Annotated in this window: 23 protein-coding genes; 11 read left to right on the top strand and 12 right to left on the bottom strand. The window is 64.2% G+C overall.

What is annotated here, in order from left to right; all coding sequences use genetic code 11:
• The first annotated feature begins 23 nt into the window (after window positions 1–23).
• A complete protein-coding gene (iolB, locus tag DRF71_RS24485) occupies window positions 24–821 on the top strand; it encodes a 5-deoxy-glucuronate isomerase (protein ID WP_112313074.1) in 798 nt (265 codons plus the stop codon).
• Window positions 822–887: 66 nt separating this feature from the next.
• Complete coding sequence (locus tag DRF71_RS27750) at window positions 888–1,046, top strand: hypothetical protein (RefSeq protein WP_157971271.1); 159 nt, start codon at window positions 888–890, stop codon at window positions 1,044–1,046.
• 79 nt (window positions 1,047–1,125) lie between these two features.
• Here DRF71_RS27750 and DRF71_RS24480 read toward each other — a convergent pair whose 3' ends face one another.
• From DRF71_RS24480 to DRF71_RS24455, 6 genes are all read right to left on the bottom strand, one after another.
• The gene (locus DRF71_RS24480; RefSeq protein ID WP_112313073.1) at window positions 1,126–2,094 is read right to left on the bottom strand and encodes a substrate-binding domain-containing protein; all 969 of its coding nucleotides are present in this window, start codon (window positions 2,092–2,094) and stop codon (window positions 1,126–1,128) included.
• Window positions 2,095–2,117: 23 nt separating this feature from the next.
• Window positions 2,118–3,110 (bottom strand): ABC transporter permease, encoded by a 993-nt coding sequence (locus DRF71_RS24475; protein WP_112313072.1) that lies wholly within the window; start codon window positions 3,108–3,110, stop codon window positions 2,118–2,120.
• The gene (locus DRF71_RS24470; RefSeq protein WP_112313071.1) at window positions 3,107–4,651 is read right to left on the bottom strand and encodes a sugar ABC transporter ATP-binding protein; all 1,545 of its coding nucleotides are present in this window, start codon (window positions 4,649–4,651) and stop codon (window positions 3,107–3,109) included. Before DRF71_RS24470 ends, DRF71_RS24475 begins: the two co-directional genes overlap by 4 nt.
• Window positions 4,652–4,939: 288 nt before the next feature.
• Window positions 4,940–5,752, bottom strand: coding sequence for a 3-methyl-2-oxobutanoate hydroxymethyltransferase (locus tag DRF71_RS24465; protein WP_112313070.1), 813 nt, complete (start codon window positions 5,750–5,752; stop codon window positions 4,940–4,942).
• 10 nt (window positions 5,753–5,762) lie between these two features.
• Window positions 5,763–6,074, bottom strand: coding sequence for a MocE family 2Fe-2S type ferredoxin (locus DRF71_RS24460; RefSeq protein ID WP_112313069.1), 312 nt, complete (start codon window positions 6,072–6,074; stop codon window positions 5,763–5,765).
• A gap of 70 nt (window positions 6,075–6,144) precedes the next feature.
• Window positions 6,145–7,278, bottom strand: coding sequence for a fatty acid desaturase family protein (locus DRF71_RS24455; protein WP_112313068.1), 1,134 nt, complete (start codon window positions 7,276–7,278; stop codon window positions 6,145–6,147).
• Window positions 7,279–7,435: 157 nt separating this feature from the next.
• Here DRF71_RS24455 and DRF71_RS24450 point away from each other — a divergent pair, with 157 nt between their 5' ends.
• The 7 genes from DRF71_RS24450 (at window position 7,436) to DRF71_RS24420 (ending at window position 15,095) form a co-directional block, all read left to right on the top strand.
• Window positions 7,436–8,563, top strand: coding sequence for a LacI family DNA-binding transcriptional regulator (locus tag DRF71_RS24450; protein WP_112313067.1), 1,128 nt, complete (start codon window positions 7,436–7,438; stop codon window positions 8,561–8,563).
• A 374-nt stretch (window positions 8,564–8,937) separates the two neighbouring features.
• Window positions 8,938–10,047 carry a phytanoyl-CoA dioxygenase family protein gene (locus DRF71_RS24445; RefSeq protein ID WP_232831673.1) on the top strand — a complete coding sequence of 370 codons (1,110 nt, stop codon included), beginning with the start codon at window positions 8,938–8,940 and terminating at the stop codon, window positions 10,045–10,047.
• Window positions 10,048–10,120: 73 nt separating this feature from the next.
• Window positions 10,121–11,065, top strand: a complete 945-nt coding sequence (locus DRF71_RS24440; RefSeq protein ID WP_112313065.1) for a sugar ABC transporter substrate-binding protein — start codon at window positions 10,121–10,123, stop codon at window positions 11,063–11,065.
• 83 nt (window positions 11,066–11,148) lie between these two features.
• Entirely contained in the window at window positions 11,149–12,267 is a 1,119-nt protein-coding gene (locus DRF71_RS24435; RefSeq protein WP_112313064.1) for an ABC transporter permease, read from the top strand.
• Window positions 12,267–13,046: an ATP-binding cassette domain-containing protein gene (locus tag DRF71_RS24430; RefSeq protein ID WP_112313063.1), complete on the top strand. Its 780-nt coding sequence runs from the start codon at window positions 12,267–12,269 to the stop codon at window positions 13,044–13,046. The genes DRF71_RS24435 and DRF71_RS24430 overlap by 1 nt, the downstream gene beginning before the upstream one ends.
• Window positions 13,047–13,055: 9 nt before the next feature.
• Complete coding sequence (locus DRF71_RS24425) at window positions 13,056–14,246, top strand: Gfo/Idh/MocA family protein (protein ID WP_112313062.1); 1,191 nt, start codon at window positions 13,056–13,058, stop codon at window positions 14,244–14,246.
• Window positions 14,247–14,333: 87 nt separating this feature from the next.
• Entirely contained in the window at window positions 14,334–15,095 is a 762-nt protein-coding gene (locus DRF71_RS24420) for a sulfite exporter TauE/SafE family protein (protein WP_112313061.1), read from the top strand.
• On the opposite strand, the gene DRF71_RS24415 is transcribed toward DRF71_RS24420, so the two are convergent.
• The 3 genes from DRF71_RS24415 to DRF71_RS24405 all read right to left on the bottom strand — a co-directional run bounded on the left by DRF71_RS24415 (window position 15,092) and on the right by DRF71_RS24405 (window position 19,807).
• Window positions 15,092–15,964: a MurR/RpiR family transcriptional regulator gene (locus DRF71_RS24415; protein ID WP_112313060.1), complete on the bottom strand. Its 873-nt coding sequence runs from the start codon at window positions 15,962–15,964 to the stop codon at window positions 15,092–15,094. The two genes, DRF71_RS24420 and DRF71_RS24415, sit on opposite strands and share 4 nt — an antisense overlap.
• A 122-nt stretch (window positions 15,965–16,086) precedes the next feature.
• Window positions 16,087–17,481, bottom strand: a complete 1,395-nt coding sequence (locus DRF71_RS24410; RefSeq protein WP_112313059.1) for a YncE family protein — start codon at window positions 17,479–17,481, stop codon at window positions 16,087–16,089.
• A 76-nt stretch (window positions 17,482–17,557) separates the two neighbouring features.
• Entirely contained in the window at window positions 17,558–19,807 is a 2,250-nt protein-coding gene (locus DRF71_RS24405) for a FepA family TonB-dependent siderophore receptor (RefSeq protein ID WP_112313058.1), read from the bottom strand.
• 283 nt (window positions 19,808–20,090) lie between these two features.
• On the opposite strand from DRF71_RS24405, the gene DRF71_RS24400 reads away from it, so the two are divergent.
• Together DRF71_RS24400 and DRF71_RS24395 are read left to right on the top strand one after the other, a co-directional pair.
• The gene (locus DRF71_RS24400; protein WP_112313057.1) at window positions 20,091–20,831 is read left to right on the top strand and encodes a response regulator; all 741 of its coding nucleotides are present in this window, start codon (window positions 20,091–20,093) and stop codon (window positions 20,829–20,831) included.
• Between the two features lie 3 nt (window positions 20,832–20,834).
• Window positions 20,835–22,178 carry an ATP-binding protein gene (locus tag DRF71_RS24395; RefSeq protein ID WP_112313056.1) on the top strand — a complete coding sequence of 448 codons (1,344 nt, stop codon included), beginning with the start codon at window positions 20,835–20,837 and terminating at the stop codon, window positions 22,176–22,178.
• Between the two features lie 7 nt (window positions 22,179–22,185).
• Here the strand turns inward: DRF71_RS24395 and DRF71_RS24390 are convergent, their stop codons facing one another.
• The 3 genes from DRF71_RS24390 to DRF71_RS24380 all read right to left on the bottom strand — a co-directional run bounded on the left by DRF71_RS24390 (window position 22,186) and on the right by DRF71_RS24380 (window position 24,882).
• A complete protein-coding gene (locus DRF71_RS24390; RefSeq protein ID WP_112313055.1) occupies window positions 22,186–22,509 on the bottom strand; it encodes a hypothetical protein in 324 nt (107 codons plus the stop codon).
• 136 nt (window positions 22,510–22,645) lie between these two features.
• Window positions 22,646–24,172, bottom strand: a complete 1,527-nt coding sequence (amaB, locus tag DRF71_RS24385) for an L-piperidine-6-carboxylate dehydrogenase (protein ID WP_112313054.1) — start codon at window positions 24,170–24,172, stop codon at window positions 22,646–22,648.
• 137 nt (window positions 24,173–24,309) lie between these two features.
• Window positions 24,310–24,882, bottom strand: coding sequence for a TetR/AcrR family transcriptional regulator (locus DRF71_RS24380; protein ID WP_112313053.1), 573 nt, complete (start codon window positions 24,880–24,882; stop codon window positions 24,310–24,312).
• Window positions 24,883–24,953: the final 71 nt, after the last annotated feature.

The raw sequence follows: 24,953 nt of genomic DNA, 5'->3' as shown, positions 1-24,953 counted from the left end.
TGCCAGTGACAGGAGCCGTATCCATGAGCCATTTGCAACTGAAACCCTTTGGCACCACCGGCAAGGTGCATCAGGTCACCCCCGCCTCGGCCGGCTGGCGCTATGTCGGCTTCTCGCTCTACCGGCTCAGGCCGGGTGAGGTGGCGGCTGAGGTCACCGGCAGCGATGAGGTGATCCTTGTCATGGTCGAGGGCAAGGCGGCTTTCACCGCTGCCGGCCAGGACTGGGGGAGCCTTGGCGAGCGGATGAATGTGTTCGAAAAGACACCGCCGCACAGCCTTTATGTGCCGCCAGGGCATGACTGGCGGGCAGAGGCAGAGACCGCCTGCACCATCGCGGTCTGTGCGGCGCCGGGCAAAGGCAATTACCCGGCGCGCCGCCTTGGCCCCGATGGCATCACCCTGACCGAGCGTGGTTCGGGCGGCAATCTGCGGCTGGTGAACAATATCGCGATGGAGATGCATGACGTCTGCGACAGTCTCCTGGTCACCGAGGTCTATACGCCTGCGGGCAACTGGTCTTCCTATCCCAGCCACCGCCATGACGAGGATGATTTCCCCCGCATCACCTATCTCGAAGAGACCTATTACCACCGTCTGAACCCCGGTGATGGGTTCGCCTTTCAGCGCGTCTATACGGATGACGGGCTGTTTGATGAGGTGATGGCGGTGAAGGATGGCGATGTGGTGCTGGTGCCGCGCGGGCATCACCCCTGCGGCGCGCCTTACGGGTTCGAGCTTTACTACCTCAACGTCATGGCAGGCCCGCGCCGCAACTGGCGCTTTGTCGCGGACCCGGCGGTCGAATTCCTGATGAAGTGATGCCCAGGGATTGATCTGGCCCTGAACCCCGCCCATGTCGGATGGGTGTAAGGCAAGGGGGGCAGGGTGGAATTCGTTATCGGCGAGATCGCGGATTTTCTGTGGAGGAGGATCCGGCGGCCGCGTTTGCTCCGCTATGCGCTGGCGGCTCTGTTCATCGGTCTCGGCCTGGTCATTGGCGTTGCAAATCTGGCGCCGATGGTGATGGGGATGCTGTCTTTGTAACCACCGGGGCGGGCATGCAAACGGGCGCAGCATCCGCTGCGCCCGTTGCCGTTTTCCGGCTGCCCGCCCGGAAGGGCGCTTAGTAAGGGCTGTCGGGGAAGTAATATTCCGCCGCGTTCTCGGCAGTGATCAGCGGGCTGTCCAGCGTATAGACGCCATGCACCGGCGATTGCACCGCATAGCGCGCGGCGGTGACCGAGATGGCCGGGATGATCAGCGTCGGCGGGTAGAAGATATCGGCGTCGATCAGCGCGTCGCCATCCATGATCTGCTTGATCACCCGGTTCATGCCCGAGCCGCCCAGCAGCTTCATGCCCTCGGCGCGACCGGCCTGTTCGATGGCGGCCCTGGCGCCAAGCGCTGCGTCATCATCACCGGCCCAGACCCCGTCGATCTGGGGAAAACGGGTCAGGAAGTCCTGCATCACCTCGAAGCCCTTATCGGGGTTCCAGTTGGCATATTGCATATCGAGCACTTCGATCCCCGAGCCTTCCAGGGCGGCGTTGAACGCGTCGATGCGGATATTGTCGATGGCGGTCGGGATGCCGCGCATGACGACGATCTTGCCGCCATTGGGAAGCTTCGCCTTGAAGTAATTGGCGGCGATGGTGCCGTATTGCGGGTTGTTGCCGCCGACATAAAGGTCTTCGACGCCCTCTTCCGACAGGCCGCGATCCACGGCGGTGATGAAGATGCCGCGTGCCTTGGCGGCTTTGACCGGCTCGGTCAGCGGGTCGCTTTCCATCGGCAGGATCACCAGTGCGTTGATGCCCTGGGCGATCAGGTCTTCGACATTGTTGACCTGGGCCTGAACGTCGCCGGCGGTGGTCACCACGAAATCAAGCTGCGGGAAGGCTTCGCCAAGCTGTTTCACCGTGCGCTCGGTATGGTAGTTCAGACCGCCGGTCCAGCCATGGGTGGCGGCAGGAATCGCGATGCCGATTTTCGCGACTTTTTCCTGCGCGCGGGCGGGAACGGCGGCCAGCGGCAGCGCCATGCCGGCGGCCGATGCCACCAGCATATTGCGGCGGGAAAGTTGGGCTTTCATTGGGTTTCTCCTCCGGTTGAAAATCAGGTATTGCCGCGTCTGCGCTGCAAGAGGACGGCGATGACGATGATGGTGCCCTGGAAGGCGCCGTTCAGATGCGGGCTGAAATAAGAGGTGAGGTTGAGGATATTGGCCACGAGGCCAAGGATCAGCACACCCACCACCGTGCCCCAGACGCGGCCATAGCCGCCTGCCAGCGCCGTGCCGCCGATGATGACGGCGGCAATCGCCTCCAGCTCCCACAGGATGCCGGTCGAGGGGGTGACGGCGCCAAGGCGCGGCACATAGATCAGCGTCGCAAGCCCGACACAGGCGCCCTGCAGCACATAGGTCGCAAGCCGCACGCCGTTCACGGGAATGGCGGAATAACGCGAGACATCGGGGTTCGAGCCGATGGCGGTGACATGGCGGCCAAAGCGCATCCGGGTCATCACGAACTCGCCCAAAGCCGCCAGCACTGCGAAGATGATCACCGGCACCGGGATCCCCAGCACCGCGCCATAGTAAAGCCCGCGTCCGACATCCCTCAGCGCGAAATCAAGCGAGATCGAGCCGCCATCCGACATCCAGGTCACCAGAGAGCGCATGATTCCCATCGTGCCCAGCGTGACGATGAAGGCCTCGATCCGGGCGAAGACAACCAGCGAGCCGTTGACCAGCCCGGCAAGCATCCCGATCAGCAGTGCCAGTGTCATGCCGGTGACCAGCGCCGCCATTGGCGACATATAGGCCAGCAGCCAGTTCATCCCCATGATGCCCAGCCCCGCCACCAGCGCCGCCATGGCGCCGACCGAGAGGTCAAGCCCCCGTGCGGTGATCACGAACGTTGCGCCGATGGCGATGATCCCGATGATCGAGGAGCGGGTCAGCACGTTCAGCACATTCTCACTGGTCAGAAACGTATCGCTTGAGACCGCGCCAAGGATCACCAGCAGGATCAGCGCGATCAGCGGCCCGAGCTGGCCAATCCTCTGGCGGGCCGAAATGCCGGCGGGTGCGAGGGTTGCGTCGCTCATGCGGGGATTTCCTTTTCAGATGCTGGGGTAAGGCCCAGACCCAGGCGCAGGATCTCGGCCTCGGTGACCTGGCCGGTTTCGGGCTGGCGGATCACTCCGGCGATGCTGCCGCGATCCATAACGATGATGCGATGCGCCAGGCCGATCAGTTCGGGGAGTTCCGACGAGATGACGACGACCGCGCGGCCCTCGGCTGCAAGGCTGGCGATCAGGCGGTAGATCTGTGCTTTGGCGCCGATATCGACGCCGCGGGTGGGTTCATCCAGGATGACGATACCCGGGTTGCTGGCCAGTGTTTTGGCCAGCAGCAGTTTCTGCTGGTTGCCGCCCGAGAGCCGGCCGGCCGGGATCAGCGGATTGGCCGAGCGGATGTCGAAAGTCTCGCGCGCTTTGGCATAGCGCGCGCGTTCGCCGCCCGGATCCAGAAGCGGCCCGCCCGAAAGCGCGCCCAGTGTCAGATCGGCATTGAGGATCTGGCTGGCCTCGAGCAATAGGCCCCGGCTTTTGCGGTCCTCGGTCAGATAGGCGATGCCTTTCGCCCAGGCCTCACGGCTGCGGGGCAGGGGGCGGGTCTCGCCACGAAGGGTAAAGCGCGCGGCCTGGGCCGGGCGCAGGCCGACAAGGCCCTCGAACATCTCGGTGCGCCCCGAGCCGACCAGCCCCGCGACGCCGAGGATCTCGCCCGGATGCAGCGCGAAGCCGGCATCTTTTACCGGGGCGCCGATCTCGCGCGGGACGTTCAGACCCGTGACCTCCAGCACCGGGGCGGCGGCGGCGGGCGCGACGCGCGGCACGAAGAGGTCGGACATTTCGCGCCCGACCATCGCGGTGGCGATGTCATGTTCCGAGACTTCGGCGGTGGGGCGGTCCATGGTGATCAGCCCGTCGCGCAGGACGGTGACGCGGTCGGCGATCTCGCGCACCTCGTCCAGCCGGTGCGAGGTGAAGATCACCGCGCCGCCCGCCGCGCGGAAAGCGCGGATGCGGTCGAAAAGCGCGGCGGTTTCCTCGCGGCCCAGCACGGCGGTGGGTTCATCCATCAACAAAAGGCCAGGCGCAGTGCCGAAAGCCTTAGCAAGTTCAACCACCTGCCAGCTGGCCACCGGCAGGTCGCGCATCTGCGCCTCGGGATGGATCGCGGATCGAAGGAGCCGCAAAGCCGCCGCCGCCTGGTCGCGCATCTTCCTGCGATCCACCACGCCGAACCGGCCCGGCTCGCGCCCGAGATGGATATTCTCGGCGACATTCATATCGGGGATCAGCGCGAATTCCTGATGGACGAGGGTGATGCCCATCGATTCAGTGCGGTGGAGATCGGCGGGAACCGCCGCACCCTGCCAGTGAACCGTCCCCGAACCGGGCGCCTGATAGCCGCCGATGATCCGCATGAGGGTGGACTTGCCAGCCCCGTTCTCGCCGGCCAGCGCCACGACCTCGCCCGGCCGCACGCCCAGGTCGATGCCGGCCAAAACGCGGTTCGGCCCATAAAAATGCGTGACGCCGCGGATTTCCAGCCCGCTGCCGCTGGCAGAATGCTGCATCTTCCCCCCTTTATCCCGACCCCCGAACGGGCCGCAGCAGACCGGCCCTGCCCGGGGGTGCCGGGCAGGCTTCGCTCGCGCATGAGGCAGCCCCCATGCGCAAAAGATCGGTCTTTGGTGCGGTCCCCCCTCGGGTATCCCGGAGGCTGCGACTTCCCCGTGCGCAGCGATCCCGAATGCAACAGCCATAACAAGATCTGGCGGGAATGCAATATGAATTGCCAATGTACCCGTATGGCAATATCTCATTGCGGTCCGGGGCAGGGTCTGCCCGCCCCGGACCGCAGATCAGAGGCCGAGGCCAGCGCGGAAGGCCGCCAGTTCGGTCTCGCTGTCGGAAACCGAGTGCTGCGGGCCGGGATAGGCGCCGCTGCGCACATCCGCGACGAATTCGCGAAACGCGCCGATACGCTCTTGCTGCAACCGTGCGAATTCGGCGGCGAAGGTGCGATAGGTCTTCGCATGGCGCGGCTGATGGCCGCTGGTATAGCCCAGCACATCCTCGGCAAAGAGATATTGCGCATCCGCCCAGGGGCCGGCGCCCATGCCCAGCATGATCAGCGGCGTGTTCTCGCAGAGGATGCGGGCGACCCCGGAAGGGACGACCTCCAGCTCGGCGCCGAAACAGCCGATTTCCTCAAGCCGTTTGACATGATCCCAGAGGGCGCGGGCGCTGTCGGCGGTCTTGCCCACGGCGCGGAAACCGCCGGTCCAGGTCGCCTGAGACGGGATCAGCCCGACATGCGCCACCACCGGCACCCGGTTGTCGCAGAGCGCCTTCTGGATCTGCAATGAGGCCGCGCAGTAAAAGCAGTCGCCGCCGAGCCGGGTGAAGTGGAACGCCGCGCGCAGATAGTCCTCGGGCGTGACCAGAGTGCCGGCGGGGCCATAGGGCAGGCCGATCTGCACGAAGCAATCACCGGCGGCCTCGCGCATTTCGGGGGTGAAATACTGCCCCTCGATCGACAGCAGATCCACCCCGGCACTGGCGGCGGCGGCGGCCTCGTCGGGTGTGGTGACGAAAAGCATCGAGAGCCTGCGGCCTGCGGTCTTCATCGCGCGGATATCGGCCACGGTGGGCCTTGAGTTCTTATGGACCATGATGCCCTCCTTAACCGATCAGGATCTCGACCTGGCCGTTCTCGATCCGGGTCTGATAGGTGGCGAGGTTCTTGCAGGCCGGCAGCCGCACCGCCTCGCCATTGCGGTAATCGAACTGGCCGTTATGTTTCGGGCATTCGACGACGTAATCCATCACCAGCCCGTCAGCGAGATGGATCGCCTCATGGGTGCAAAAGCCGTCGGTGCAGAAATAGTCATCATCGGGGCTGCGATAGATCGCATAGCTGCGACCGCCATGATCCCAGCGGATCAGGTCTTCATTGTCGATATCATCAGCGGAACAGGCGGCAATCCAGGGCATGGCTTCTCCTCCGAAGGTCTCTGGCTGGCGGGTGGGGCAAGCGGGCGGGTTGCGGGATTATGATGCGGGATTATTCGGCGGCGACCGGGCGCAGCGCGTTGTCATAGCCCGCAATGCCGGGCGTGGGTGCGCCGGGCTCCAGATCGCCATGATATTCGGCGCGGTAGGGCTGGGCGGTCGGCGGCAGCTGGCGCTTGACGAACCAGTCGGGGTTTCTGAACTGGCGGATCAGCGTCGGAATGATCTCACGGTAAGCCGAGAGGATCGAGGGATGCGCCGGCGGCATGTCATGCTTCACCAGCTCATGCATCCGGGGCAGGGCATGCCAGGGCACCATCGGGAACATATGGTGTTCGACATGGAAATTCATGTTCCAGTAGATGAAGCGCGAGATGCGGTTCATATAGACGGTGCGCGAATTCAGCCGGTGGTCGAGCACGTTTTCCGCCAGCCCCAGATGCTGCATGTAGCCGGTCATCACCATATGCCAGCTGCCAAAGAGGATCGGCAGGCCCACCAGCATTAAGGGCAGGATCGACTGCATCCAGAGGGCCAGCGCAAGGGTGGCCAGATAGCTCAGCCCCCAGATGCGGGCGACCAGGAAGGCGCGTTTGCGCTCGGGCTCGGGTACGAAGGATTTCGTGGTTTCGGGCATATAGCCGGCGATCAGTTGCAGCGTGGTCTTTGCGTTGCCCCAGAGCTCGAATATCCCGAAGAAATTGAGGATCAGGCGGGCGACGACAGCCGGGCGCATGGCGATGATCTCGGGGTCATGGCCGACGATGATGGTGTCGGTATGGTGGCGGGTATGGCTCCAGCGCCAGGTCACCGGGTTCCGCATCATGCAAAAACAGGCGATCTGATAGAGGGCATCATTCATCCAGCGGGTTTTGAACGCGGTGCCATGGCCGCATTCATGCCAGCGCGAATCCATCGCCGAGCCGTAAAGCACGCCGTAAACCAGCCAGAAAGGCGCCGACCACCAGGAAGGCCAGAGCCAGATGCCCATGGAAGCCGAGGCGATCATCACCCCGAAAAGGATGATCGTGTCGCGGATCGCCGGCCGGTCCGAGCGCTGCATCAGCTCTTTCATCACCTTGCGCGGCAGATCGGTGTGATACCACTGGGCCGAGACCAGGCCGATCTCTTCGGCCAGTTTCGCATCCCGCCCGAGCAATGCGTAATCGCGGTTCGTATGGCTCATCTCGCTGGTTCCTCTCCTGTCACGACCGGCGCAACTGAGACTGTCCTGGCGGTTGAACCGGGGATCGCGCAATGAAAATTGCAGTTTTAAGATTTCGTTTATTGCAATTCACATCAGAATGCTGATGGTGATTGATGGAAAATGATGGAATGACGCCATGCGCCGCCGTGTGACGATCAGCGATCTGGCCGAGGCTGCCGGGGTCTCCACCGCCACGGTGGACCGGGTGCTGAACGGGCGCAGCACGGTTCGGCGCGCAACCGCGATCCATGTGCTGGAGGTCGCGCGCGAGATGGGTTTCCACGCCGCGCCTTTGCTGGAAAAGCGGCTGACCGGCGAGCGGGAAAACCTGACCATCGGCCTCGTGCTTCTATCGACCGAGCCGGAATTCTATCACAAATTTCAGGCTGAGGCCGAGGCGGCGGCCCAGGCGGAAAGCGGCATGCGGCTCAGGGTGCTGACCGAATATGCCGCCAATTCCAGCCCCGCCGCCACCGTGGCTGCGCTGGAACGGCTGGCGCCAAAGGTGCAGGCCATCGGCCTTGTCGCGGTGGACCATCCGAGGGTGAGCGAGGCGGTTTCCGGCCTGCATGCGCGGGGCATTCCGGTGATCGCGCTCTTGTCCGATCTCGCCCAGGGGGTGCGCCATGCCTATCTGGGGGTCAATAATCTCAAGGTTGGACGGGTGGCGGCTTCGATGCTGGCGCGAGCGATTCCGAAAGGGGCGGGTGGCGCGCTGGCGTTGTTTGTCGGCGGCCAGCTCTGGCATGGGCATGAGCTGCGCGAGACCGGATTTCGCAGCTATATCAGGCGTGAGCGGCCGGATCTGGTGCTGCTCGATACCCAGGTCAATCTGGATACCGACGATCTGACCTATGAGGCGGCGATTGCGCTGATGGCGCGGCATCCGGGGCTGCGCGGCATTTATTGCTGCGGCGGCGGGCGCAATGGCGTGATCCGAGCCATAAGGGAAGAGCGCCGCCAGGGGGCGGTCGATGTCATCGCCAATGAGCTGACCGAGACGACGCGGCGGGCGCTGGCCGATGGCATCGTCTCGCTGGTGATCGACACACCGGTGCGCGAGATCTGCGAGGCGCTGTTCGGCCTTGCGCGTGTGGCGGTGAAGGAGAGGGCAGGGCCGGGGGATGTGGCCAATATGCCGGCGGCTGGCGGGCCGGTATCGGCGAGAACAGCGTCGGGCGGGCCAGCGATGAGTGGGCCAGCGACGGGCGGACCGGGCCAGGTCTTTCTGCCGATGCGGCTGATCCTGCCGGAAAGCCTGTGATCGAATCAACCGGGAAGACTGCCGTGCTGCCGTGTCCTGCAAGGATCATTGCAGAAATGCAATCGCAGCCGGTCACGCTGTCTGCGCGCTGCCTCCGGGTGCCCGGTCATCGAAAGCTGAATGAATTTAATGGATTAATCCGGAACCAGCGCCGTTTCAGCCCGTCGGTGCCCCGCCGGCAGCGGCCGGGGATGCCGGAAATTCTGAATTAAAGGTTGACTCGCTGTAATTTCTGCAATCAATATTGCCAAAGTAATCAGGCTGCAATTTTCCTGAGGCAGACAGTCGGCATCGCGGGGAGGACGCGGGGCCGGGCTTGTCCACTCATGTCATGCGGCCCGATCCGACAGACCCGACGATGAAGGGAGAGCATCGTGAAGGATTTGGTCACCCAGATCAGTCTTGAAGAGTTCCGCGCCCAGGTTGAGACCGTGACCACCCTGGCGCAATGTCCCTCGGCCATTGCCATCGAGAAGAATATCCCGGTCTATGACGGGGCAAAGGTCAGTGCTGCGATTTCGCAGGAATGGGCCGATGTGATCGGCAAGGGCGCCGGTGTCTTCGTTGTCAAAAATGCCTTTACCGACAAGGGTGCGATTGATGTGGCCTCGGACGCGTTCCGTGCCATCATCGCCCATGAGCGCGCCACCGGCGTCGCTGCGGGCGACCATTTCGCCAAAGCCGGCGCCAATGACCGGATCTGGAACAGCCTGCAAAAGCTCTGCCTGCATGATCCGGCGGTCTATGCGCGCTATATGGCGAACCCGGTGATTGATATTGCCTGCCGTGCCTGGCTGGGGCCGGGCTATCAGATTGCGACCCAGGTGAACCAGGTCCGCCCCGGCGGCAAAGCACAGGCGCCGCATCGCGATTATCATCTCGGCTTCATGTCGCCTGAACAGATGGCCGAATACCCGGACCATATCCACGCAACCGGCCCGACGCTGATCCTGCAAGGGGGCGTGGCGCATTGCGATATGCCGGTCGAGAGCGGCACGACCAAGCTCCTGCCGCATTCGCAGCGTTTCCTGCAGGGCTATATCGCCGCCACCCGCCCCGAATTCCGCGAGTATTTCGAAGAGGCCTGTGTTCAGCTGCCGCTGGAAAAGGGCGATGCGATCTTCTTCAGCCCGGCTTTGTTCCATGCGGCGGGGGAGAATAAGACCAAAGATGTGGTGCGGATGGTGAACCTGATCCAGACCGCCAGCGCTTTCGCGCGGCATATGGAGGCGATCGACCGCAGCGCGATGTGCCGCGCCGTTTTCCCGCATCTCGCCGCGCTGAGCCCCGAGGGCCGCCATGCGGTGATCGCGGCGACCGCGGATGGCTATCCGTTCCCGACCAATCTCGACACCGATCCGCCGATTGGCGGCCTTGCGCCCGCGACGCAGCAGGATCTGCTGGCGCAAGCCGTGGCCGAGGGCTGGGATCCGGCGAAACTGGATGCCGCGCTGGATGCGCAGGAGGCGAAACGCCGCCCGTAACACCCCGCCAGAACAGAATCCGCCATGGCTTCCGGCGGTCAGACAGGGAAGCCGCAAAGGGAGGACTATCATAATGAAATCAATGCTGAGATCGGTCGCCATCGGGGCCGTCCTTGCCGTGACCGCGATGGTCAGCACGGCGAAAGCGGAAGGCGAGCAATTCGTCTGGATCAGCCACGGCCCGGACAGCGACAGCTGGTTCAACGTGATCAAGAACGCCATCAAGGTCACCAATGAACAGATGGGCGTGAACACCGAATACCGCAATCCCGCGACCGGCGATCTCGCCGATATGGCGCGGATCGTGCAGCAGGCCGCGGCTGCCGATGTCGACGGCATCATCGTCACCATCGCCGATTACAATGTGCTGGAAGGCCCGATCAAGGACGCCATCGCCAAAGGGATCCCGGTCGTCACCGTGAACTCTGGCACCGTCGAGGAAAGCAAGAAGCTCGGCGCGCTGCTTCATGTCGGCCAGCCGGAATATGAGGCGGGCCTCGGTGCCGGTGAGCGCGCGAAAGAGGCGGGGATCACCTCGTTCCTTTGCGTCAACCATTACATCACCAACCCGCAATCCGTAGAGCGCTGCCGTGGTTTCGCCGATGGCATCGGCCAGGAGCTGGGCAGCCAGATGATCGACTCCGGCATGGACCCGTCCGAAGTCGCGAATAAGGTCAAGGCCTATCTGACCGCGAACCCCGATACCGGCGCGATCCTGACCCTTGGCCCGAACTCGGCCGAACCCTCGATCCGCGCGGTCAAGGAACTGGGTCTCGACGGCGAGATCTATTTCGGCACCTTTGACCTTTCCGCAGAAATCTCTGCCGGGATCAAGGATGGCACCATCAATTTCGCCATCGACCAGCAGCCCTTCCTGCAAGGCTCGGTGCCGATCCAGGTTCTGACCGCCTATGTCCGCTATGGCGTGGCGCCGTCGAACTCGGTTTTCACCGGCCCGGGCTTTGTCACCAAAGACAATATCGACTTCGTCGAATCTCTGGCGGGCGAATATCGCTGATCCCGTCCTGACCCGTTGCTGACATGTTTCGGGGGCCGGGAGGTCCAACCCTCCCGGCCCGCCTTACCTGTGGGGATTTTCATATGACCGACGCAGCCAGTGCTGCCACCGACGAGCGCGTCAAAACCGTCTCGCCCTGGCGCCGCGCGCTGATCCGGCCCGAACTGGGCGGCATCTGCGGCACCATCCTTGTCTTCCTTCTGTTCGGCGCGATTGCCGGTGATTCCGGTATGTTCAAGGCCGAAGGCATTATGAACTGGACCGTGGTTTCCGCGCAGTTCATGATCATCGCGGTCGGCGCCTGCCTGTTGATGATTGCAGGCGAGTTCGACCTTTCGACCGGCTCAATGATCGGCTTTTCGGGCACGGTCATGGCGATCCTTTCTGTGCATATGGGCTGGCCGCTCTGGGCGGCGATCCTGTTCACCTTTGTATTCTGCATGCTGATCGGCGCGCTGAATGGCTGGCTGGTGGTGAAAACCGGGCTGCCCTCTTTCATCGTGACGCTGGCCTTCCTGTTCATCCTGCGCGGGCTGACGATCTGGGGCTCGGTCTATTTCACCCGTCAGACCATCATTGGCGGCGTGGCCGAGAAAGCCCAGGGCGACTGGCTGGCGCCGGTCTTTGGCGGCAAGATCCTGACCGGCTTTTTCACCTGGATGGGCGAGAATGGCTGGATTGCCACCTTCACCCGGGGCTCGCGGGCAGGTCAGCCGGTGGTTGACGGGATCCCGATGCTGATCGTCTGGGCGCTGCTTCTGGTGGTGCTGGGCCATCTGCTGCTGACCCGCACCAAATTCGGCAACTGGATCTTTGCAGCTGGCGGCGACGCCCAGGCCGCGCGCTATGTCGGTGTGCCGGTGAACCGGGTGAAGATCTCGATGTTCATGTTCTCGGCCTTCTGTGCCACCGTGTTCGCCACCGCCCAGGTGGTGGAGTTCGGCTCGGCTGCAGCGGATCGCGGGATGCTGAAAGAATTCGAAGCGATCATCTGTGTGGTGATCGGGGGTGCGCTTCTGACCGGCGGCTATGGTTCGGTGATCGGGGCGGCGCTTGGCGCGGTGATCTTCGGGGTGGTGCAACAGGGCCTGTTCTTTGCCAATGCCGAAAGCTCGCTGTTCCGGGTCTTCCTTGGCGCCATCCTTTTGATTGCCGTGATTATGAACACCTATATCCGCCGCATCATCACGGGAGAACGCTGATGACGACTCCGATCGTGGAAATGCGCGATATCAGGAAGCATTTCGGCCATGTTATCGCGCTGAACGGGGTGTCCTTTGATGTCCGGCCCGGGGAGTGCCATTGCCTGCTGGGCGATAACGGTGCCGGGAAATCGACCTTCATCAAGACGATGTCGGGGGTACACCGGCCCAGCTCGGGGCAGATGGTGATCGAGGGGAAACCCGTCACCTTTGAATCGCCGCGCGATGCGATGGGGGCGGGGATTGCCACCGTTTACCAGGACCTCGCGATGATCCCGCTGATGTCGGTCACCCGCAATTTCTGGATGGGGCGCGAGCCCGAGAAAGGCATCTGGCCCTTCCGCAATTTCGATCTGAAAATGGCGGCAGAGGTCACCATGTCAGAGATGAAGAAGATGGGGATCAACCTGCGCGGCCCCGATCAGGCAGTGGGCACCCTTTCGGGGGGCGAGCGTCAGACCGTCGCCATTGCCCGCGCGGTCTATTTCGGGGCCAAGGTGCTGATCCTCGATGAGCCGACCTCGGCTCTGGGGGTGCGCCAGACCGCGAATGTGCTCGGCACCATCGACCGGGTCAGGAAACAGGGGATCGGCGTCGTCTTCATCACCCATAACGTGCGCCATGCCATGGCGGTGGGGGATCGTTTCACCGTGCTGAACCGGGGCCAGACGCTTGGCACCGCGACCAAGGGTGATGTCGATGCCGCGCGGCTTCAGGATATGATGGCGGGCGGGCAAGAGCTGGCCGAGCTGGAATCCTCGCTCGGCGGCACGATCTGAGGAAAAGCGATGAGCTTTACGGACAGAAGCAACCTGCGTCAGCCCCCTCTGGGGCGGCGTCTCCGCCTTGGTTTCGTGGGTGGTGGCAGAGGCGGGCTGGTCGGCAGCTGGCATTTCGCCGGCGCCCGGCTTTCCAACCATTTCGACGTGGTGGCGGGGGCTTTGTCGTCCCGCCCCGACAATGCGGCGCTTTCGGCGGCGGATTGGGTGATCGCGCCGGATCGCAGCTATACCGACTTTCGCGAAATGGCGAAGGCCGAGGCCGCGCGCCCCGAGGGCATCGAAGCGGTCGCGATCTGCACCCCGAATGACAGCCATGCTTTGGTCGCGGTTGCGTTTCTGGAAGTCGGGATCGACGTGATCCTTGACAAGCCGATGACCGCGCTGCTCGGGGATGCCGAGGCGCTGGTGGCGGTGCGAGAGCGCAGTGGCGTCAGTCTGACCATGACCTATCCTTTCTCGCATCACGCCATGGTGCGCCAGGCCCGCGCGCTGGTCGATGAGGGGGCGCTTGGCCGTATCGCCCAGGTCCATGTCGAATATCTGCAGGACTGGAACCTTGCGGCGCAGCCCGATGACGGTGCGCCCTGGCGGCAGGATCCGGCGCGGGTTGGGCGCAGCTCGATCGTCGGCGATATCGGCACCCATGCCTATCACCTGCTCCATACCGTGACCGGCCTCGATGTGGCGCGGCTGCGCGCGGATATGTTCGTCTGCGGCGGCGCGAAACCACAGCCCGACACCGCCCATATCGGACTGCAACTGACCAATGGCGCGCCGGCGACGATGCAGCTTTCCAATGCTGCCATCGGGCAATATTGCGCGCTCAGGATCCGGGTCTGGGGCGATAAGGGCGCGCTGGACTGGGATCAGGAAAAGCCCGAAGAGCTGCGCTTTACCCCGGTCGGGGCCGAGGAACGCATCTTCCGCCGCGGTGCCGCCCAGGGCATCCGCCCGGGTGCCGAGGCGCTGATCCACCTGCCGCGCGGCCATGGCGAGACGCTGACCGATGCCTGGGCCAATCTTTACGCCGAAGCCGGGATCGTGATCGCCGCCCGTCGCTCGGGGCGTGATCTGGGCCAGGGCGAAACCCGGCTTTCCGGCGCTGAAGACGGGTTGCGCGGCATGGATTTTGTCGAGGCCTGCGCTGACAGTTCTGAGGCTGGCGGCATCTGGACCCCTATGGCGGATCGCGGCTGATCCGTCCTTTCATGTGGCCCGCTCCCTGGTCACATGGCGGCCCGGCGCACCCCTCGCGCCGGGCTATGCTTTTGATATGGTGCCCGAATGCCGATCCTTGATACCCCTGCGGCGCTGATCGCAACCGTGATCGCAGTGATCCTTGTCGGGCTGTCGAAAGGCGGGCTTGGGGGGATGAGCCTTCTGGGTGTGCCGATCATGGCGATGGTGATGTCGCCGGTCACCGCCGCCGCGATCCTCTTGCCGGTCCTTGTGGTGATGGATGTGGTCAGCGTGGCCAGCTGGCGGAAATGGGTCGACTGGCGGCTGATCGCTTTGTTCATGCCGGGCGCAGTGACGGGGATCGGCATCGGCTGGTTCACCGCCGAGATGGTCTCGGATTCCATGGTGCGGCTGATCGTCGGGCTGGTCTCGGCGGCCTTCGTGCTGCGGGTGTTGTGGCAGCACCTGACCCGGCGCGAGGTCGCGCGCAAGGGGCAGCGGCCGGTGGCGGCGCAGCTCTGGGCCGGGATTGCCGGCTATACCAGCTTTGTCGCCCATGCCGGTGCGCCGCCTTTGCAGATCTATATGATGCCGCTGAAGCTGGACCCTAAGCTTTATACCGGCACGCTGGTGATGTTCTTTGCCATCACCAATGCGTTGAAACTGATCCCTTATTTCGCACTTGGCCAGTTCGGGGCAGAGAACCTCAAGGCCTCGGCACTTCTGTTGCCGCTGGCCGTGGTTTCGACCTGGGCCGGTGCCTGGGCAGTTCGCCGGATGCGCGCTGATATCTTCTACCTGCTGACCTATGTGTCGGTTGCGCTGGTGGCGGTCAAACTGATCCAGGACGGGCTTGCGGGGCTTTAGGTCCCGGTCACCGTCGGAATGCGCGGCGCCTCGACATTTTGCTGCACCCGGGCCGCCACGGCCACTGTCAGCGCCTGGGCCAGACACATCGGCGCCGCCAGCGAGCGCGAGAAGGTGTAATCATGTTCCGGCACCGGGAACAGCACCGTCGCCGATTTCGCCAGCGGTGACAGCGTGCTGTCCGAGATCGCGACGATCCCCACACCCCGCGCGCCCGCCTCTTCGACGATGGAAACCACCTCTTTCGCGTAGAACCGGAACGAGACCGCCATCAGCACATCTTTCGGCCCCATGGTGCGGGCCACATAGGTCGAAAGCCCGCCGGCGGAATCCAGCAGGATGCAGCGTTTGCCGATCATGGTCAGCTGGTAGCGCATCAGCTCGACCACCGGCAGCGAGCGCATCTGGCCCACAAGGTAGACCGTCTCGGCCTCCTGGAAAAGGGTTGCGGCCTCTACCAGATCTTCCTGGCGGATATCGTTCAGCATCTCTTGCAGGGAGGCGATATCGCGCACCACCAGATCGCTGAGGAAGCTCAGCTCGCTGCGCCCGCCCGAGGTGTGCAGCTCGGTCTCCAGCAGTTTCACCCGCGCCTCGAATCCGGGTGCAGCGGTGGCGAGACGGCGCTGGAACAGCGCCTGCAACTCTTTGAAACCCTTATATCCCAGGGCCTGGGCAAAGCGCACAAAGCTTGACGCATGGATGCCGCAGCGATCGGCAATCGCATTGACCGACTGCACCGCCACCTCATTGGGATTCTGGGTCAGGAAAACCGAGATCCGCTGATAGGTCTTGCTCATCTGATCATGGCGCTCATGGATGAGGCGGATCAGCTCTTCATAGTCTTTCGGCGGCGTCATATCGGTCATGCGGCGGTCTCCCCCAGGGCCCAGATTGCAACAGGTTTTGCAAAAATCCAAGAGCCATTGCAGATTTTGCCGCAGCGTTGTTGCCCCCGCCCTGTGGCGGGGGCTGCACTGTTCCTATGGGCTTACTGGGCCGGGGTCAGGCGCCAGAGATTGTCGCCGGTCGGATCATCCTCTCCGCGAGCCTTGTTCACCGCCCAGATGCGGCCCTGACCATCGGCGCGCAGCTGATTGGTCGAATTGCCGGCATCGAGATTGGCGACGATCTCGCCTTTGCCATTGACGACCGTGATGGTGCCGGCGCCGCGATTGGCGATATAGGCGGCCTTCGATACCGCATCCCAGGTGACGTTCAGCGGCTGCGCGCCAACGGCCAGGTCATGGATCACCTCGCCTTTGGCCACATCGACCACCAGCACATTGTCGGATTGCTGCGAGACGACGAAAGCGAGGCCTTCCGCAGCGTCATAAGCCACCCCGGCCGCGCCTTTGGCGCCCGGCAACGCGATCACTTTCACGGCGCCGGTCTTCAGATCGACGACCGCCAGCTCATCGGTGCTCATCGAGACATTGACCAGCGTGCCGGAAGCCGTGTCGATATCCAGCGCCATGGCCGACCATTCGCCGCCCCGTTCGGCCGAGGTGATCACGATGGGTTCCAGCTGCTCCAGCGTCGCGGTGTCAAACACCTCGATATTGCCGGTGCGGGTGGCCGAGGCATAGGCGCGGCCATTGACCTCGTCGATCACCACATCGCGGGCATGGTTCACCGTGCCCGGCGCGAACTGTTTGACCAGCGAGAGGTCGGATTGTTTGTAAACCGAGAGCGTGTCCTGGCGGGTATTGGTCGCCCAGACGGTGCCGTTCACATCATCGACGCCCACGCCGTAAAGCGCGAAGAGGCCGGCATCCTCGCCATTCTCGCGGGGCGGCGCAGCCTCGGGCGAGACCTGTGCCAGCTGTTCCAGCGTATTCGCATCCAGCTTGGTCAGTGCCGATTGTTTGACCGGCGGGCGGCCTACGGCCGAGGTCACAAACACCGCATCCGAGGCTTTCGAATAAGCCACCTGATACAGGCCGCGCGTCACCGGGCCATTGGCGATGGCGAATTTCTCAGCCCCCGACAGAGGCACTTCCGGCGAGATTTTCAGCGTCACCACCTCGGCGGCGGCAGGCTTTTCGGCGATCACCAGCACCGGTTGCAGCCCGGTCGCGGCCTCTGCGTCGATATCCAGATCGAAGGTGAATTTGCCCCCGGCATCGACCACCAGCGGGGCGGCACTGTTCAGGACATGGGGGCCGCGCATCAGGGTGATCTCCTGGCCGGGGATCAGCCCTTCGCCCGAGATGACGACCTTGCTGCCCTTATAGACCGGCACGCCGCGTTCGGTGCTTGCGGCAGAGATGCGGCCGGTGAATTCGCTTACCGGGGTGAAGACGGTTTCGGCCGATGCCGTGCCGGCCAGCGTGAGCGCAAGGGCAGAGGCACCGATCAGCGGACGGAATGCTTTTGAAAACATGGGTTTTCTTTCTGACAGGGGGATGCTTGGCCGGAATGTCCGGCCAGGCCATTGGCATGGATCAGAAGGTCGTGGATCAGAAGGTTTTGGTCAGGCCGACATAGAAGGCGCGGCCCGGCTCGTTGAAGGTGTTCGAGCCGGCGGAGGTCTCGGTGCGGTAGATCTTCTTGTCGAAGAGGTTGGTCACACCGGCGGTCACCCGCGCCGTCCCGGACACATCCCAGTTCATGTCCAGGTTGAACAGCGTATAGCCGCCGCGCTCGTTCGGATTGGCGGTGACCGCATTGGTCACGGCGCTGACCGCCGAGGGCTGGATCGGGCCGTAATGGGTGGCCGAAAGGGTGAAGCCCAGATCGTCACGCGCCTGCCAGTCCAGCGAGGCGTTGATCGTGTAATCGGGCACCAGCGACAGCGGCTGACCGGTCGCCTTGATCTTCGAGTCGATCATATAGGTCAGGTTGGTGTTCAGGGTCAGCGTCTCGCCGATCCGGGTCGAGAAATTGCCCTCGATCCCTTCGACCACGGCTGGCCCGGTATTCTCCCAGCGGAAGAGCCGGTTCGACGTGGCGCCGGGGTTCTCCTGGATCTGGCCAGACTGGATCTTGTTCTTATAGTCGTTTTGGAACCAGGTCAGGCTGGCATTGATGCCGTTATCGCCCTCATAGGCGAAGCCGATCTCTTTGTTGACGCTGATCTCCGGGTCGAGATCCGGGTTGCCGACCACATAGCAGGGTCCGGTCAGACGCACGCCATTGACCCAGGGGCAGCCATTGCCGTTCGTGGTATAGACATAGCCCGGGTTCAGCTGGAAGACGTTCGGGGTCTTGAAGGCGCGGGCGATGCCGAGCTTCATCTTCCATTCGTCGGTGAAGCGGTATTCGGCATTCAGGCTGGGCGAGGCATTGCCGCCGAAAGCGTCCGAATAGTCATAGCGCAGGCCGGGGGTGATGATCAGATTGTCCGACCATTCGATATTGGCCTCGGCATAGAGGCCGACGCGGTTCATCGCCAGCACCGGATCGCGATCGGCGGCATTGTTGACCAGGGTGGGGTCGGTAATGGTGCCGGGAAGGCTGGTCAGGATCGAGACCGGATCGTTGATCTTCTCACGGCGGAACTCGCCACCCAGCGTTACCGTAGCGGCGCGGCCGAAGAGTTGCGTCGGCAGGATCCATTCGGTTTTTGCGGTGATGTTTTCCAGCGTGATCGTGTTGAAGGCCACGGTGTCATTCACACCGTCGCCGTCGGAGTCAAAGCAATTGGCGATTGCGCCTTCGCTCGCGCCCGCGCGGCCTTCGCAAAGCCGGGTATTGGCGGTGCTTTCATATTGCAGATAGCTGTTCGAGGTGCCGAAATCATATTCGCCGCGATGGGTGATCGCATAGGTGCGGCGGAACATGCGGTTGGTCTCTTCGCCCCAGTGCGAGGCGGGAACCGTGCCGATCGAGCCAAGCTGGGTGTCGCCGGCGAAGACGTTGCCCTGACGGGAGAAATTCGCCTCGAAGTCGATCTCGTGGCCATCGGCAACCGCCCAGGTGACCAGCGCGCCGATATCCTTGTTCACCACACCTTCGCGGCCGGCAAGAAGATTGGTGCCGCCATTGCCGGCAATGGCCTCCTGGTTGATATCCAGGGCGTCCGGGCTGGTCTTGTTATAGCCACCAAAGACGCGGAAGGTCAGACGCTCGCCTGCCGGGCCGGCCAGCATGAACGAGGCGCGGCGGCTGTCGCCTTCGTCATCGCTTTGCGATTTGGTGTAATGCAGCCCGACCTGGCCGGTAAAGGTGTCGGGGCGTTTGGTCACGATATTGACCACACCGCCCGAGGCACCCGAGCCGTAACGCGCGGCGGCCGGGCCGCGGATGACCTCGATCCGCTCGATCAGTTCCGCCGGCACCCAGTTGGAATCGCCACGGGAGTCGCGCTCGCCATTGCGGCCCATCTTGACCGCGTTGCGCGAATTGACCGGCTTGCCGTCGATCAGGATCAGGGTGTTTTCCGGCCCCATGCCGCGCAGGTCGATCTGGCGCTGGTTGCCGCGCTGACCCGAGGCCGAAGAGCCGGTCAGGTTCACACCCGGCATCTTGCGCACGACTTCCGAGATGTCGTTCATCACCGGTGTCTTCGCCAGGTCTTCGGCGGTGATGGTCGAGACGCCAAGCGCCTGTTTGATCTGCTCTTCAGCCGAAAGCACGATGGTGCCGAGTTCGACCACCTCGTCGTCATCCTCTGCCGACTGGGCAAATGCGGGCGTTACCGAAAAACCGGTGGAAAGGACCAGAAACAACGCCGTGCAGGATGCAAGGCGCGATGAATGGGTCTTCATCACAAGACTCCGTGGAATCGGGGTTTCTGGCTGGCGACAAGCGGGCTTTGCCGGGGTCTCATGCCGTCTCACCGGCCGGGGGCAAGCCGTTCGCGACAGAACTGTCGCAAACTGTCATGGGTTGCGGGGTTTTGCGGGGATTTTCCTGGAAATTCACTCAGGAATGTGGCAACCTCGCCACGTTGTTTGCGCGCTGGCGCGGGGCTAAGGTGCAAGAGGCTCCGCTCCGGGGGAATCCCCTGGAAATCCAGCGCCCGAGCCGCGCGCCAGGGGCCCTTTGCGGATGAACAGAACCGTCCCTCAGAAACAGTTGCCAAAGCTGCTGGTCGTTGACGATTCCGCAGATATCCGGGACTCGCTTTGCCAGTATCTGATCCGGAGCGGGCTGGATGCGGTGGCGGCGGCCTCGGCGGATGAGGCGCGCGCGGAGCTGCGGGCCGAACAGATCAGCCTGATCATTCTCGACCTGATGATGCCGGGCGAGGATGGCCTGAGCTTTTGCCGCGCGCTGATGAGCGGGGCAGGCGGCGCGCGGGTGCCGGTGATCATGCTGACCGCGCTGCACAGCGATGCGAACAAGATCCGGGGCCTCGATCTTGGTGCCGATGATTATGTGACCAAGCCTTTCAACCCGCGCGAACTCCTGTCGCGCATTCACGCCGTGCTGCGCCGGGGCAGCCTGGCCCGGCCCGGCCCCGCGACCGAGCGGCGCCGTTTCGCGGGCATCCTGCATGACCCCCAGGCCCAGGTGGTGCACCTGCCCGACGGGGCCGAAGTCGGGCTGACCTCGGGCGAGAACCGGCTGCTGGAGGCTTTGCTGGATCACCCGGGCGGCGTGCTCAGCCGCGATGACATCGCCCGGCTGATCAGCCGCAAGGGCGGCACCACCACAATGCGCGCCGCCGATAACTGCATCTTCCGCCTGCGCCGCAAGCTGGGCGACAATGCCCGCGCGCCCCGCATCCTGCTGACCGACTGGGGCGGCGGTTACCGCATCGTCGACGATGTGCGGCCGGATCTCTGACCGATGCGGGTCCGGCTTCCTGACAGCATCCACGGCCGTTTCGCGCTGTTGCTGATCGCCTCGCTCCTGTTTTGCAACATCGCGGCGGCCTGGATTCTGGCGCGGGAGGGCACCGCCTTTGACCAGGCGATCCGGGTGCAGCATGATATGGGCCGGCTGGTGGCGCTGATCGACACCATCGAGGAAACCGACCGCGAGACCGGCGAGGCGATCGTGCAGCGCTCGGCCACCGGCTATACCCGCTTTTCAATCGAGTCCAAACCGCTGACGCGCCGCGCCGGCGCCGAGCTGGGCGACATTGCCGATGAGATTCGCCGCGCCTTGCCTGGCCATGAGATCCGCGTGACGCGGCCCGGGCCTCGCCATCGCTTTGACGAGCGTGGCCCGGCGCTGTTGATCATCTCGGTCCGGCTGGACGAAGGGGTGCGCAAGGATGAATGGCTGAATTCGCTGGTCTATCCGCTGAGCGGCGCCAATGTCTGGCGGCAGAAAGGCACCTTTTTCATCCCGCTGATCGCCTCGCTGGCAGTGGCGTTGCTGATCGGGCTGTTCTTCCTGAACCAGATGACGCGGCCTTTGGAAAAGCTGGCCCGCGCCTCGCTGGCGGCGGGGAAGGGGGATCACTCGGTCCGGCTGGACGAGACCGGGCCGCGCGAGATCCGCGATGCGGCGGCGTCTTTCAACACAATGCAAAGCCAGATCGCCGATTTCGAGGAGGACCGGCGGCGGATGCTGGCCTCGGTCGGGCATGATCTGCGCACGCCGATCACCAGCCTGCGGCTGAGGGTCGAGGGGGTCGAGGATGACACCCTGCGCCTTCCGATGATCCGCACGCTGGAGGATATGACGGTGATGACCGAGGATATCCTGCGCTTCACCCGCGAGGGGGGCGAGGCAGAGGAGCGGCGCGACACCGATCTGCGCGATATGCTGGCCGATCTTTGTGGGCGTGCGGGGGTGAATTTCGCCGCCCATGAGCCGGTCAGCGCGCCGGTGCGGATGGTGGCGATCCGCCGCGCGGTCAGCAATCTGATCGACAATGCGCTGCGCTATGCCGGATCGGCACGGGTCAGCCTTGCGCGGATCGAGGGCGGCGCGGCGATCACGGTCAGCGACCGCGGGCCCGGCATTCCCGAGAGCCGGCTGACCGAGGTGCTGGAACCCTTTGTGCGTGGCGAGGAAAGCCGCTCGCGCGATACCGGCGGGATCGGTCTCGGCCTCGCGATCACAAGGCGGATCGTGGCAGAGCATGGCGGCAACATGGCGCTGCGCAACCGCCCGGGCGGCGGGCTGGAAGTGGAGCTCGTGCTGCCGGCCGGGGTCGCGCCGGTCGGGGGCCTGGCCTGATCCGGGCTCAGCTCTTGCCGCCGAACAGGCGTTTCCAGAACCCTTTCGGCTCGGCCGCATCGCCTTCGCCCGGCGCCGCAGGCGCGGGTTGCGGGCGGGACCGGCGGCCCCGGGGCTCCAGCGCGGCTTTGCCGGCATCGCTCAGCCGGTAGCGCCGCGCGGTGACGATGCGGAAAAGGCCCAGATCGGTCAGCCGCTCGGCCAGGGCGACCACCTCTTCGCCACGGGGATCATCTGTCAGCGAGAGGATGCCGTCAGGCGCCAGGGCGGCCTCGGACAGCAGTGCATGCAGGGCCGCAGAGAGCCCCCCGGACAGTTCCCTGTCAGTCATTGTGATCGGTCATTGCACCCCGCCCGAAACCAGGCCCGGACCCTGGCCCGGACTTCCCTCGACATTTGCTCCGGACAGAAGCTTAGCGCAAAGCGGCGTGGGCAGCAGTGCAAATCTGATTGATCGCTGCGCGGGTTCAGCCGATATCGAAGACCACGCCCTGGGCCAGCGGCAGGCTGCTGGAATAGTTGATGGTGTTGGTCTGGCGCCGCATATAGCCCTTCCAGGCGTCCGAGCCGCTTTCGCGCCCGCCGCCGGTTTCCTTCTCGCCGCCGAAAGCGCCGCCGATCTCTGCGCCCGAGGTGCCGATATTGACATTGGCGATGCCGCAATCAGAGCCGGCCGCCGAGAGGAACTGCTCCATCTCGCGCAGATCGGTGGTGAAAACCGATGAAGACAGCCCGGCGCCGACGGCGTTGTGCTGTTCGATCACCGCGTCGAAATCGCTGTATTTCATCACATAGAGGATCGGGGCAAAGGTTTCCTCGAGCACCGGGCCGGCCTGGGCCTGCATCTCGACCAGCGCGGGGCGGGCGTAAAAGGCGGTCTCGCCCTCGACCATCACGCGCTCGCCGCCGGTCACCCGGGCGCCGAGCGCGCGGGCGGCGTCCAGCGCCTTTTGCATCGTGTCAAAGGCCTGGCCGTCGATCAGCGGCCCGACAAGCGCCGGCGAGGTCAGCGGATTGCCGATGCTGACCGAGGCCCAGGCCTTGCGCAGCCCCGGCACCAGCGCGTCATAGAGGCTCTCATGCACGAAAAGCCGGCGCAAAGTGGTGCAGCGCTGCCCCGCCGTGCCCATGGCGCCAAAGGCAATCGCGCGCAAAGCCATATCAAGCCGGGCCGAAGGCGTCACGATGCCGGCATTGTTGCCGCCCAGCTCAAGAATGCTGCGGCCAAAGCGCGCCGCGACTTTCGGCCCGACGATGCGGCCCATCCGGGTCGAGCCGGTGGCAGAGACCAGCGCCACGCCGGGATCGTTTACCAGCGCCTCGCCGGTTTCCGGCCCACCGATCAGCAGCTGCGACAGGCCCTCGGGTGCGTCGCCGAACCGTGCCAGTGCGCGGGCGAGGATGGCATGACTGGCCAGCGCGGTCAGCGGCGTTTTCTCGGAGGGTTTCCAGATCACCGCATTGCCGCAGACCAGTGCCAGGGCGGTATTCCACGACCAGACCGCCACCGGAAAGTTGAAGGCGGTGATCACGGCGGTGACGCCCAGCGGGTGCCAGACCTCCATCATGCGGTGGCCGGGGCGCTCGGTCGCGATGGTCAGCCCGTAAAGCTGGCGCGAGAGGCCGGTCGCGAAATCGCAGATGTCGATCATCTCCTGCACCTCACCGAGGCCCTCGGAGAGGATCTTGCCGGCCTCGATCGACACCAGGCGCCCAAGGTCTTCCTTCGCGGCGCGGAGTTCCTCGCCCAAAAGCCGCACCAGCTCGCCGCGCCGGGGGGCGGGGACGAGGCGCCAGCTCTGAAACGCCGCCCGGGCGCGGGTTACGGCATCCGCGGCCGGCGTCACGGCCAGGCGTGCGATCTCTTCCCCGGTCACCGGCGAGAAGGAGGCGAGGCTGCCGCCGGTATAAAGCTCAGGCTCGACGCCGAGACGGGTCAGGATGGCAGCGGCCTGTTCGGCAATGGTCTCGCGGGCGGCGGTTTCGGTGGTCATGGGATCCTCTGCTTTTACCGGCGCCAGTTACGCCCCGGATGCGGTCGTGAATCTGGAGCGGCACCATAGCCGCACCGCGCCGCGCGGTCTTGTGCCGAATTGGGCTGAGGTGATGCTTGCCGGGAATGAACCGGCGCTCAGCGCTTTTCATCGTCTTTGTCGCCGCCTTCATCGCCGGCAAGCCGGGAAATACCGGCAAAGAGCTGCTGCCAGTCGGCGCCCTCCAGCCCGATCAGCCCGAAAGATTTCAGAAAGAACACGCCCTCGCTGGCCAGCAGCGCAATGGCGGCATTGCGGTCGGCCGGCTGCGAGAAATCCAGCCCGGCAAGGCGATTATTGTACCAGGCCCGGGTTTCCGCGATCAGATCGGGGCTCTGGATGATGGCGGTGATCATCACGCCCGAGCGGGTGAAATCGGCCTCGGAATCGACGGTATTCTCGCGGATATGGTTCCGGATCACCTGTTGCGGCGCCGGATCGGGGCCAAGCCCCTCATAGACGCGCGACTCAAATCCGGCGGCCCAGCGGTCGACCATGGCGCGAATCAGGTTCTCGCGGCTGCCAAAGGCATATTGCACGCCGCCGCGCGTGATCCCCGCCGCCTTTGCCACTGCGCCGAAGCTGAGGCCCGAAGCGCCCTCGGTGGCGACAATAGCCTCGGCAATATCAAGCAAATGGTCGCGGTCAATGCTGCGCGGACGTCCGGACATCTTCGGGCTTTCTTTTCGATACAGTTGTATTTATATTGGCAGGCGGGGCGCTGGCCGCCCTCATCCGACCA

This window comes from Pseudogemmobacter bohemicus (assembly GCF_003290025.1).
Classification (GTDB): domain Bacteria; phylum Pseudomonadota; class Alphaproteobacteria; order Rhodobacterales; family Rhodobacteraceae; genus Pseudogemmobacter; species Pseudogemmobacter bohemicus.
Note: the sequence above shows the minus strand (reverse complement) of the source record. Positions and strands in the feature narration are given on the sequence as shown.